We start from the raw sequence: 11,435 nt of genomic DNA on the forward strand, positions 1-11,435 counted from the left end.
TAACAATTTGACGATTTAATGGATATAATTTTCGAGATAAAAAGGTTAAGACAAATGTCCATGAGAGCCTTAGCCCTCTTACATGTTGTCTTAACCTCTTTTTAATTGCTTTTTTTCTAAAGCATTCTATTTATTTTTTGTTTTATCAGGAAACTGAGCTTCTACTCGATAGATTCTTTGCCCTTTAGAAGAAAATTTTTCTTCGTATTCCGTCATGATATTTCCGTTAAATTCGCTTTGATGTAAATCTAGCCATACTTGTTTAATGATCATTCCGTATTGTGAAAAACTAGCTAAAGAGTATTCAAACAATCCTTGGTTATCTGTTTTAAAATGAATCTCACCTTGAGGACGCAAAATTTGTTCATCAACAGCTAAAAAAGTTCGATACGTTAATCTTCGTTTCTCATGTCTTTTTTTAGGCCAAGGATCTGAAAAGTTCAAATAAATTTGATCGACTTCACTATCTGCAAAGTATTCGGTTAATGCCGAACCATCCACGTGCAATAATTTTAAATTGGGCAAGGGATCTTCAATTAATTTATCTAATGCAATGGAGACTACACTAACTTGCATTTCAACACCTATATAATTGATGTCAGGATGCGCTTTTGCCATACCAGTAATAAACTGTCCTTTCCCCATACCAATTTCGATATGGATTGGTTTATCGTTACCAAACAGTTCATTCCATTTCCCTTTCCATTTTGTTGGCTCATTGATCACTAAATCTGGATGTGCTGCTAACATTTCTGCAGCTCCTGGGCGATTACGTACACGCATGACCTTTTCCATTCCTTTCTCTGCTAAAAAAATTAAGATCAGTCAAGTGATTTTCTACTCTTCTGATCTTAACTTGAATAAATAAACAAGCAATAATTGCTTTGTTCTCACTCATTTCTATTAACACGATTTCTTTTCAGCCACTAAAAATTCTTTTCAGCTGTAAGATTTCTTCATTCATTCTTCGATGGTCTTCTCGCTGGCAATATCTTGTAATTTCTTGTAAAAGATTCATTGCCGCATACCAATGTAACTTTTCTAATATTTCGTCAGTCGGACGTATACCATATGTCACTAACCATTGATTCCAATTAGATAATGGAACATAATTTCCTAAAATCGTTGCAATGTCCACAGCTGGATCAGCAAACATAATTGAATCCCAATCCACCAAATATAAATAATTCTTACACACAAGCCAGTTTCGATGATTCACATCACCATGCACCACAGCAAATTTTTCTTTTTCCGCCTGTGGGAGCTGTTGTCGTAAGAACTGGTGAACAATTTGTAAAAACCGGTGGTTTTTAAGTGTATCAGGCAATTCTAATTCGTACTGTTGTAGCATTTTCTCAGGTGTCATCACTTTTCCACCAATACGTGTTAGCATCGTCTTAAGTGATGTTGAGTGATGCAAGTGATACAATACGTCAATCACATCATTACGCTGACCAATCTCATTAGGGGTCAATAGATGTCCTTCTAACCACTCTTGTGCTGTTAAAGTGTCTCCATTTCCGGTACGTTTTGTCCATACTAGTTTAGGCGTGATTCCTTCTCGGGATAGTGCAGCAAGCATTGGAGTCGTATTTCTTTTAATAAAGACCTTATCTTCATCACGCATGCCTATGTATGTTTTTCCTGTATCACCTTTGATTGGGCGTAAACGCCATTCTTGGTCTAACTGAAACTCCATCATGCATTCTCCCGTCCTCTTAACTCTATGATTTGCAGTACTTATTATTCTAGTCGCCTAAGTCCCGAACGTCAAGCACATATACGTTCTTTTTTCAGCTATTCTTCTTCACAAAACCATCTTTTAACAAAAAAATCGAGCGAATAAGGGAATTTTCCTTATTCACTCAATTTATTTTCTCTCGGCAATACGTTTACTCCATCATTTTCTTTATCCGGGTAGGCAGATAGATTTTAATAAATAAACTAACAAGGAGTAAGTAGCCCACCATTGGAATAATTTTATCTAACCCATCTAACACAATTGCTCCGATCAAACCAAAAATACCTGCCGTAATGATCAATAACCAGAATAATAGTTTCTGTATGGCTTGCTTTTTCTGTGTTTCTTTTATTGGATACAGTTGAACCAGTGTCATATAGCGAAATTGATTATACAAAGGAAGCAATTGAAACCCGATAAGATAAATAAACAACATACCAACAGCTGTTATAAAATAAACATCATCCATGCTGGCAATCAATAGTCCGCCAATAAACAATAATCGTAAAAAAAGGCCACTAAAATCCGATCCTCTAATAAATCTTCTAGCATAAAGATAAAAATAAGTATTTCCAGAATTTTTGTTCACTTTTTGTAAAAGAGGATCGAGATAACGTCGTCTTTTTATTCTCGAAGTAATCTCTGGGACGTCAGTAAATAAATTGATAAACTGATAGATTTGATGCAAACGTTGTTCTTCTACTTGCACCATTTTTTCCCAATCTAAATGGTAAGACATTTTCTTCCACAAAAAGAAAGAATAAATACTAGACTGTGCAACAGCACCTAGTAAGCCAGCCCAGATCCATCCATAAATCCCAATCAACAAAATCAGGGAAGTAGTAAGGATCCAAAAAATTTTCCATATTATTAACTCTTTCTTTTCTATCCGAAATATTTCTACTCGTTTCAACTGAAGTTGACTACTTTTTAAGCAACACAAGATAAACAAATAAATGAAATAAAAAGAGAAAGGTTGACCAGTTGTAACCACGACTAGCGGCATTGAAAAACCGCAAGCTAAGCTTAAAAATAAAAATGGGAATACACACGAATAACGAAATGCATGCTGTAAATATTCACGGATTTCCTTTTCTTTTGGTAATAAGAAAACAATGTCTGCTGCTTGCGTAAATGTGGCAAATTTACCAATAAACAAACAAATAAGCCAAAACAATGAAAGAATGATTCCCCCAATATAAAAAGGCGTAGTCAAAGTTTTCAACCAGTTTGAATAATAAAAACCTATCCCACCAATCAGAAATAAGCAAACCAGGACAAAATGATCATTTAAAACGTATCGTAAATACTTCATCATTTTTTTTTGGTGTTTTGCTAATCGTAATTGAAAAAAATTATTCATGTTCTTGCTCCTTTGTTAAGGAAATATAAATATCATCTAACGAAGAACCAGGTAAGTGAAATTCTTTTTGGAGGTCTTCTAATGTCCCATTTGCACGTATTTCCCCGTTATGCAAAACAACGAATCGGTCACAATATTTTTCTGCTGTAGCTAAAATATGAGTAGACATTAAAATACCTGAACCTTCGTTCTTCATTTCGACCATCAATTCTAACAAAGCATTGATAGCTAATGGATCCAAACCTAAAAATGGTTCATCAATGATATATAAAGAAGGTTCAATCAAAAATGCACATAAGATCATAACCTTTTGCTTCATCCCTTTTGAAAAATTGGCAGGCAACCATTCCAAACGATTTTCTAAACGAAAGGTTTGTAAAAGCTTTTCTGCTCTTTTCATCGCTTCATCAATTGGAATATCATACGCCATCGCTGTTACTTCAATGTGTTCTTTTAAAGTAAGTTCTTCATATAAAGAAGGCGTTTCAGGTATATAACCAATTTGTTTTCTGTAGGCTTCTGGATCCTTTTTTAAACTCCGATCGTTGATTGTAATTGATCCTTTTTTTTGTTCTAATAGTCCAATGATATGTTTAATCGTTGTACTCTTCCCCGCTCCATTTAATCCAATCAAGCCAACCATTTCACCAGACTTCACGCTAAAACTAATATCTTTTAAAACAGGTAAGTGTCCATACCCTCCTGTCACATGTTCAACAATTAAACTCATAAAAATTCCTCCATAACTATGCTATTTTTATTATACCATGAAGAAAACCCTATCAATTTATTTTTTTTCATACAAATCTTTGAACATATGGTAAAGTTAATTTAAATAATTATTTATGGAGAGAGGATGTTTCACATGGAAAATTGTATTTTTTGCAAAATCATCAACCAAGAAATTCCTAGTTATAAAATTTATGAAGACGAAGTAGTTTATGCTTTTTTAGATATTTCACAAACAACAAAAGGGCATACTTTAGTTATTCCTAAACAACATGTTTCAGACATTTTTGAGTATGATAAAGCATTAGCCGCTACTATTTTTTCCCGAATCCCTAAAATTGCACGTTCACTTGAACAGGCATTTCCAGAAATGCAAGGTCTAAATATCTTAAATAATAATCGTGAATTAGCTTATCAGACAGTCTTTCATTCACACATTCATTTGGTTCCACGTTACAGTGAAAAAGATGATTTTTCGATCCATTTTGGCAATCATCAGGCTGACTATACTCCAGAAGAACTAATAGATATCCAGCATAAAATCGAAGAGCAGGTGAACAAAATTGATTAAAAACTTTTTAAAAGGAATTGTTTTTGGTACAACAGTCGGCGCGATTTCTGGATTATTATTTGCTCCTAGAAGTGGCAATGAAACTAGAAAAAAACTCATTACTGAATTAGAAGAAGCCACCGAATTAACCAACGAATTAAATAACAGTCTCAATAATTTTAAACACTCCCTAAATGAAACAAGGGAAACTGCCAAAAGTGTCATTCCCGCTTTTCAAGAAGCAATAAAAAAAGATATAGAAAATTATAAGTTTCAAGCAGAACCGAGAATCGCTCAAATTCAAAAACAAGTGAAAAAACTATCCGATGATTTTCCACAAGACATGCAATAATGCGCATTTTTCCAGCGTTTTTGAGTTTAATTTTATGTTTATTTTAAATTTTTCAATGGAATGTGATTAAATTTTGAATTTTGTTTGAAACTATCACGAGACCGTTTTTATTAGGAATTGAATATGTTATAGTTATATATGTAAGAATAATAATAAATCACAGGAGAACAATTTTAATGAAAAAGAAAAAAATAATTTTAGCTGCAACTAGTGCTTTAGCTGTTTTAGCATTGGCTGCTTGTTCAGGAAACACCAATCAAGAGATCGCCACTATGAAAGGTGGAAAAATCACTGTTTCAGACTTCTACGATGAAGCAAAAACTAACCAAACCAACCAACAATTAGTTCAAAATATGATTATTTTTAAAGCATTAAATAATCAATATGGCGATAAAGTAAGTGATAAAGAAGTAGATGCTGAATATAAGAAAAGTAAAGAATCAATGGGTGATACTTTTGAATCTCAATTAGAGTCAGCAGGTTATACAGAAGAATCTTATAAAAAGCTGATTCGAGATAACTTGGTATTTCAAGCTGCAATGGAAGCAAATGTTAAGGTTACGAATGATGACTTGAAAACTGCTTGGAAAACTTTCCATCCAGAAGTGGAAGCTCAAATCATTAAATTAAGCAGTGAAGATGAAGCAAAAGAAGTGAAAAAATCTGCTGATGATGGTACTGACTTTACTAAATTAGCTAAAGAAAAATCAACAGATACAGAAACAAAAGACGATGGTGGAAAAATCAAATTCGATTCAGAAACAACGACTGTTCCATCTGAAGTTAAAGAAGCAGCGTTCAAATTAAAAGATGGTCAAGTATCTGATGTTATTTCTGCTACAAATACGACTTCATACTCAACTGATTATTATGTCGTAAAAATGGTGAAAAACCAAAGTAAAGGCAATGATATGGACAAATACAAAAAAGAATTAACAAAAATTGCCAAAGATACACAAATAAAGGACCAAGCATTCCAAACAAAAGTTATCTCTAAAGTCCTAAAAGAAGAAAATGTTAAAGTGAAAGATGATGCGTTTAAATCTGTATTAAGTCAATTTACGACAGAAACAACTGGCACAAGCACATCTGATTCCAAAACAAAATCTTCTGAAACAAAATCATCAGAAACAAAATCTTCTGAAACAAAATCTTCTGAAACAAAATCTTCTGAAACAAAAACGACAGAATCATCAAGTAAATAAACAAAATAAAAACAGACCTATTTTATGGGTCTGTTTTTTTAAAAGCTCATTCTAGTCATCAAGGTAACAATCGTTGCAAACAACGTAATGATACATATAAACACACCAGTAGTGGTTAAAGTAATCAATGCCAGTTTTGATCTATTTCTCATTTTATAAGCAACATACAGTAAACACACGGAGAAGAATATCCCGATCACCCAAATAAATAATGGGTCTTTTCGTTCACTAAATAATTGGATAGACTGATTCATTTAATATTTTCCTCCTATTGATAAAACGGTTTCTCTACTGAATATAATCTTACACGATTGTTTTATTTTTTCAATAATAAAAATGAAATACAATCAAATAAACACACGTCGTTCAACATTTTTTCTTTCTGAACGACGTGCGATAAAATTATTTTTACTTAGACATCTTTTGGTACATAAAAACTGCGATTATCCATACCAAAAATACGATCCGTGTATTTCCCTGGTTCTGTTTGTTTAATAGAAGTTAGCATCATTTGCATCGAAGCATCAATATTATCGATTTGATGAAGTACTTCCGCTTCCATGATACGTGGACGAACAGGAGAGCCATACTCTAATAAACCATGGTGAGCCAACACCATATGCCGCAATACAAGCACATCTTCTTCTGCTTCATTGATTTTTAAGGCAATACATGCCTTAGTAATTTCTTCATCCACTAAAACTAAATGTCCAACTAAATTTCCCGCTAGAGTGTATTCTGTACTCATCGGCCCTGATAATTCAATTACTTTTCCTAAATCATGTAAAATAATACCAGCATATAATAAAGCACGATTCAATTCAGGATATTCATCGACAATTGATTTTCCTAAATGTAACATTGTTAATGTGTGATAGGCTAAGCCACTTGCAAAAGCATGGTGGTTTCGTTTTGCCGCTGGGAACTCAAAAAATTGTTTTTGATACTTATTTAGCAAATAACGAACGATGCGGTTCCAATGAGCATTGGTTATCTCAAACAATAATTGATTGATCTCTTCTTCCATTTCTTCCTTCTTCAAAGGTGCGCGTTCCATATAAAGACTTGGTTCACTTGGCTCATCAATTTTAGTCAAGCGCATATGCAAAATCTTTACTTGCGGGTTCCCTTGATAAACTTCTCTCTTGCCACTTAAGAAGACAACCGTTCCAGCAGTAAATTTTTTGATTTCATCTTCTGATGCATCCCAATATTTACCATCAATCGTTCCAGAGGTATCTTGAAAAGTAAATGCAATAAATTTTTTTCCGTTTTTAGCCACTCTTACGTCAGCATTTTTAATCAAAACAAACAATTCAAATTGTTCATCTATCACTAATTCACGAATTTTTTTCATTATTTACTCCCTTTAATATATTCACAGATTGTTGTAAGTCTTGGTAATAGCTTACCATTTCTTGGTCAGAAGAAAAACAAATAACTTGATAATTTTTTCCAAATTCTGCTAAAAGTTTCGCTAATTGATATTTTCGTTGATGATCATAATGCAACCAGCCGTCATCAATAATGATCGGACAAATCGACCGCTTGGATTCCAAAGACAAATAAGCAAATCTCATGGCCATAATCAATTGATCCTTCGTTCCGGTAGATAATTCATAAATTGGAAATTCAGTGACACCGTCAGTCAAAGTCAACGTATCACTTTTTAATAAAATATTCTGATAGTTCTTTTGGGTTAAAATCTCTAAATAATGGCCAGCCACCTTTAATAACTGCGGTAATTGACGTTCACTCATTTCGGTCGAAAGATCCCCTAAAAACGTCCCTGCAATCATTAAACCGCCCCATCGTTCAAGTAGTTGTTGTATTTGTGTTTTTAATAAGCTTGCTTCTTGATACAATTCGTCTAATGTGCCATCTTTTTGCAATTCTTCCACTTGTATTTTTAAACGTTGATGCTGCTCGATCATTTCTTTTTCTTCTAATTGATATTGGTATTGCTCTTCTTGATATTGATTTAAGGCGTTTCTTAACTGTTCTTTTGTCCGTTTTTTTGGAAAAAGTGGAGTTAACAAACGATCTAAGTCCTTCAGACGACGAAGCTGTGTTTTTGTTTGTTTTACTTTTTGTAAATAGGCAGGCACTTCAGATGGGTAAGTGAGATCCACTTGTTTCATTCGTTCATTATAGTCATTTAATAAAGTTTTTTGTTTCTTTTTCAGTTGATTTATTTCTTGTTTTAATAGCGTGTTTTGTTGGTAACTTCTAGCAAACTTCAACTGTTCCATCTCTTGAATAAAATGTGATAAGAGCTTCATTTTTTCAGCAATGTCCTTATCTTGTAACGGTAACCAATCTTTGGCTAAATCAAATTCTCCGTTAGCTTTCACTAATTGTTGTCGAACTTCGTTTGCTCGCTCTTGTTTTTTTATAAAGCGTTCATATAGATTTTGATAATCAGACACTTCTTGGCCGTATTCTTTCATCATTTCTAAGGTATTCATTGTGCCTAATTGATGATTTGCTGCAAACTCTAAGACCTGTTTTTGCAACCTTTGTTGTTCACTTTTTTTATTTTTTTGATTTTGGTTGATCTCTTCCACTTGTGCAAGTATATTATCTAATTGTCCTAACTTTTCTTGCCACATCCCTTTGATTTCTGATAAACTATTTTTTTGTCCTGTTTTTCCTTTTTCAAAATAAAATGTGTATCCCAGGATTCCTAAGGCAGCTAAAAAGAAAAATAGCTTCCAAGGCATTGGAATAAAAATACCTAAAATAAATAATAAACTAGCAGAAATGAGGATTGGTATTTTACGTTTTGTTTGATTTTTTGGCAAATGCGTCTGTAATAATTCTGGATAAGTTTCTTCTAGTTTATTCACTTCCTCTTCAAGTAAACGTTTTTGTTCCAAGACGATTGATGCTCTAATCGTCAACTGGTTCATTTGATCTTGCAAGACAAGATTTTGAGAAAAGAGTTTTTGCCATTCTTCTATATAGAGAAATTCTTGTGGCGTTTGTGTTCTTTGCCACTGCCACCTTTGTTCCAATATTTTTAATTCTGCTGCTGTTTCTCTTTCTTCAATTTGTAGCCTTTGCCATTCATTGATCCATTGTTCAATTTGTGGTTGTTGCTTTTGCAAATTTTTTAGAGCTTCTTCTTGTTCTAAATAAAAATAATACCGTGCAGATTGTTGATCCATCCCACTGTGTTTTTCTAAAGTAGCTTCTAGTTCATCTAAGCGTTCTGTCATTTGCTGATATCGCCGAGAAAATTCTTCTAATTCTAAAAGTAACTCTTCTTTAGGTACCTGAGATAACGTATTAGCTTGTAGTACTTGCCATTCTTCATATAATGAATAGTTCAATTCCTGTTGTTTGTTATGAGAAATTTTTTCATTTATTTCTTTCAATTTTGCTTGTATAACTGACTGTTTTTTTTCATAACTTTGTTCTTGCTGAACAAGCTGACTGAAAACCGATTCTTGTTCTTGTTTTTGTCGTATTTTTTCTTGAAGTTTCTTCCATTCATTTAATTTTTGATTGATCAACAGTTTCTGACCTTTTTTCTTAAAAAGTTGTTGTGCCTGTTGATAATAATCTTGTCTCTTTTGAAATACGTGAGAACTGCCCGTAATCCCTAATGAGATTAAAGCATCATGTAATTCCTTTTCACGTAAATGATCTAAGTCCGTTAACTGTTCTTGTTGAAAAGTAAAGACTTGTTGGAACAAATCTTTTGTTAGAGGAGCAAGTAATTTCTCTAATAGTTCATCGCTACCTTGTTGTTCATCGAGTAACACTTTCGCTTTTCCTCTATTTTGTTGTTTATACCGTTCCACAACAAAGGTTCCATATACAGGATGATCCAGCCAAATTTTTCCTCCATAAGCTGAGCCGTCTTTAGGTGTGTAATCCTTTTTTTTCTTTCCTTTTGAAGGAAATCCAAATAATATGGCTTGAATAAATTGATAAATAGTCGATTTACCTGCTTCATTTTCTCCATAAATTAATTGATTTCCTGAAACAAAATCAAATCTTTTCTGTCTCCACTTACCAAATGCAGCAATTTCGATTCGTAGGATTCTCATATCGTTTCCTCCTCGAACACAAAATCTTCCTCAATGAGCTTTCTTGCTTTAGCTAAAGTATGTTCTCGATAGTCTGGCAATTCATTCATTAATCGAGCGGCCTCTGAATGACTATACATCTCACTTAAAATTTGATAAAAATCCTCATCTGCCTGATACGATTCAAAAATTTGCGTAATTAATGCGGGAGATACTTTTAGAGGTATGCGATTTCTTAGTTCTTCACTCTGGATAGATATACGCCAAATAAGCAAGTTTGATAAATGTGAAGTGAATTTTTCTGTTAGGTATTCCAACAATTCTCCTGATTGGATTCTTTCTATTACTTCTTGTTTTAAATGATCAAAATCCGTCACTTTTACATCCAACAAAGTCATTGTTTTTTCCTCTTCATTTAATTGGGCTTGAATGACTTTTAAAACATCTTGCGTTGTTTGTGCCTGACGTAAAGAAATCGTTTTTGTTTTCCAATAGACTTCTGCTACTTCTAAAGATTGTGTATGACATTCTCCAGCGATTAATTCCACAAGCAAAATTGACTCTGCTAACTGTTCTTTTTGAGTATGACCTTGAGGAGCTCCTGGATAATTAATTGTACCTTTTTCATTTAACGACATCGGTACATGGATATGCCCCAACGCCCAATAATCATATCCTTTTTCTTGCATGCTAGAAGGTTGAAACGGCGCATAATTGCCGTTTTGTTCCCCACCAATTTCACCATGATACATGCCAATGTGATAATCTACTGCTTCACGGAAAGGAAATTCAGCTACTTTATCTATTTGAATCCATTGGTGTTGATAACTAAATCCACTGATAGCCACTTTTTCTCCTTTTTTAGTAATGAATTCTTTTGTTTCGACTTCTTCTGAAGAGAAAAGATGGACATTTTCAGGAAATGTAAACCAGTAGCGCTCTTTTTGATAATAATCATGGTTTCCAAATATCATGAAGACATCAATTTTTTTTTCATTCAACCGCTCTATTTGATCAAAAAAATGCTTCTGTATTTTTAACGAAGGTCGATTTTGATGAAAACTATCTCCTACAAGTAAAACAAAATCTACCTCGTTTAATATTGCTTTTTCTATGATATTAGACAAAACTTTTAAGTTTGCTTCTACTAGTTTTTCTTGCACCTGTTTATCTAAAATAACCAATCCTTCAAATGAACGATCCATATGTAAATCAGCTGCATGGATAAATTTCACCATTAAACATCCTCCTTTTGTGCAAAATAAACGTAAGTTACTAAAATAATTAACTATTTTATCATACCATTTCCAACTATTTTTTTCATCAAAAACCGAAAATTTGTTCGTATATTTTGTACTGGACTACTTCAAGTTCACTTCATATGAAGGAACTGTTTCAAAAATGATTGCTAGAGTAATTTTTCCGAGCTTTCATCAAATAGCGATTCTTTTCAAACTA

At 33.2% G+C, this 11,435-nt stretch carries 11 protein-coding genes; 3 read left to right on the top strand and 8 right to left on the bottom strand.

Features of this window, described 5'->3' with window-relative positions; genetic code table 11:
- Nucleotides 1-126: 126 nt before the first annotated feature.
- The 4 genes from trmB to EVI01_RS10060 all read right to left on the bottom strand — a co-directional run bounded on the left by trmB (nt 127) and on the right by EVI01_RS10060 (nt 3,834).
- Nucleotides 127-783, bottom strand: coding sequence for a tRNA (guanosine(46)-N7)-methyltransferase TrmB (gene trmB, locus EVI01_RS10045; RefSeq protein WP_025480589.1), 657 nt, complete (start codon nt 781-783; stop codon nt 127-129).
- A 136-nt stretch (nt 784-919) separates the two neighbouring features.
- A complete protein-coding gene (locus EVI01_RS10050) occupies nt 920-1,702 on the bottom strand; it encodes a phosphotransferase family protein (protein WP_010750310.1) in 783 nt (260 codons plus the stop codon).
- A 190-nt stretch (nt 1,703-1,892) separates the two neighbouring features.
- Entirely contained in the window at nt 1,893-3,104 is a 1,212-nt protein-coding gene (locus EVI01_RS10055; protein WP_010750309.1) for an ABC transporter permease, read from the bottom strand.
- A complete protein-coding gene (locus EVI01_RS10060) occupies nt 3,097-3,834 on the bottom strand; it encodes an ABC transporter ATP-binding protein (RefSeq protein WP_010750308.1) in 738 nt (245 codons plus the stop codon). The genes EVI01_RS10055 and EVI01_RS10060 overlap by 8 nt, the downstream gene beginning before the upstream one ends.
- A 135-nt stretch (nt 3,835-3,969) precedes the next feature.
- On the opposite strand from EVI01_RS10060, the gene EVI01_RS10065 reads away from it, so the two are divergent.
- The 3 genes from EVI01_RS10065 to EVI01_RS10075 all read left to right on the top strand — a co-directional run bounded on the left by EVI01_RS10065 (nt 3,970) and on the right by EVI01_RS10075 (nt 5,940).
- A complete protein-coding gene (locus EVI01_RS10065) occupies nt 3,970-4,404 on the top strand; it encodes an HIT family protein (protein WP_010750307.1) in 435 nt (144 codons plus the stop codon).
- Complete coding sequence (locus EVI01_RS10070; protein WP_010750306.1) at nt 4,397-4,735, top strand: YtxH domain-containing protein; 339 nt, start codon at nt 4,397-4,399, stop codon at nt 4,733-4,735. The genes EVI01_RS10065 and EVI01_RS10070 overlap by 8 nt, the downstream gene beginning before the upstream one ends.
- A 176-nt stretch (nt 4,736-4,911) precedes the next feature.
- Nucleotides 4,912-5,940: a peptidylprolyl isomerase gene (locus EVI01_RS10075; protein WP_010750305.1), complete on the top strand. Its 1,029-nt coding sequence runs from the start codon at nt 4,912-4,914 to the stop codon at nt 5,938-5,940.
- 38 nt (nt 5,941-5,978) lie between these two features.
- Here the strand turns inward: EVI01_RS10075 and EVI01_RS10080 are convergent, their stop codons facing one another.
- From EVI01_RS10080 to EVI01_RS10095, 4 genes are all read right to left on the bottom strand, one after another.
- On the bottom strand, nt 5,979-6,194 hold the full coding sequence (locus EVI01_RS10080; RefSeq protein ID WP_010750304.1) for a hypothetical protein: 216 nt from the start codon (nt 6,192-6,194) through the stop codon (nt 5,979-5,981).
- Between the two features lie 158 nt (nt 6,195-6,352).
- The gene (locus EVI01_RS10085) at nt 6,353-7,297 is read right to left on the bottom strand and encodes a 3'-5' exoribonuclease YhaM family protein (protein WP_010750303.1); all 945 of its coding nucleotides are present in this window, start codon (nt 7,295-7,297) and stop codon (nt 6,353-6,355) included.
- Nucleotides 7,281-9,998, bottom strand: a complete 2,718-nt coding sequence (locus tag EVI01_RS10090) for an ATP-binding protein (protein ID WP_146811642.1) — start codon at nt 9,996-9,998, stop codon at nt 7,281-7,283. Before EVI01_RS10090 ends, EVI01_RS10085 begins: the two co-directional genes overlap by 17 nt.
- Complete coding sequence (locus tag EVI01_RS10095; RefSeq protein WP_010750301.1) at nt 9,995-11,215, bottom strand: metallophosphoesterase family protein; 1,221 nt, start codon at nt 11,213-11,215, stop codon at nt 9,995-9,997. Before EVI01_RS10095 ends, EVI01_RS10090 begins: the two co-directional genes overlap by 4 nt.
- Nucleotides 11,216-11,435 lie beyond the last annotated feature (220 nt).

Source organism: Enterococcus villorum, from assembly GCF_007990225.1.
Taxonomy (GTDB): domain Bacteria; phylum Bacillota; class Bacilli; order Lactobacillales; family Enterococcaceae; genus Enterococcus_B; species Enterococcus_B villorum.

Coding starts and splice junctions, on each gene's coding strand:
- EVI01_RS10075 (WP_010750305.1), top strand. CDS start 4,912: ATGAAAAAGAAAAAAATAATTTTAGCTGCAACTAGTGCTTTAGCTGTT.
- EVI01_RS10055 (WP_010750309.1), bottom strand. CDS start 3,104: ATGAATAATTTTTTTCAATTACGATTAGCAAAACACCAAAAAAAAATG.
- EVI01_RS10085 (WP_010750303.1), bottom strand. CDS start 7,297: ATGAAAAAAATTCGTGAATTAGTGATAGATGAACAATTTGAATTGTTT.
- EVI01_RS10065 (WP_010750307.1), top strand. CDS start 3,970: ATGGAAAATTGTATTTTTTGCAAAATCATCAACCAAGAAATTCCTAGT.
- EVI01_RS10050 (WP_010750310.1), bottom strand. CDS start 1,702: ATGATGGAGTTTCAGTTAGACCAAGAATGGCGTTTACGCCCAATCAAA.
- EVI01_RS10060 (WP_010750308.1), bottom strand. CDS start 3,834: ATGAGTTTAATTGTTGAACATGTGACAGGAGGGTATGGACACTTACCT.
- EVI01_RS10080 (WP_010750304.1), bottom strand. CDS start 6,194: ATGAATCAGTCTATCCAATTATTTAGTGAACGAAAAGACCCATTATTT.
- EVI01_RS10095 (WP_010750301.1), bottom strand. CDS start 11,215: ATGGTGAAATTTATCCATGCAGCTGATTTACATATGGATCGTTCATTT.
- EVI01_RS10090 (WP_146811642.1), bottom strand. CDS start 9,998: ATGAGAATCCTACGAATCGAAATTGCTGCATTTGGTAAGTGGAGACAG.
- trmB (WP_025480589.1), bottom strand. CDS start 783: ATGCGTGTACGTAATCGCCCAGGAGCTGCAGAAATGTTAGCAGCACAT.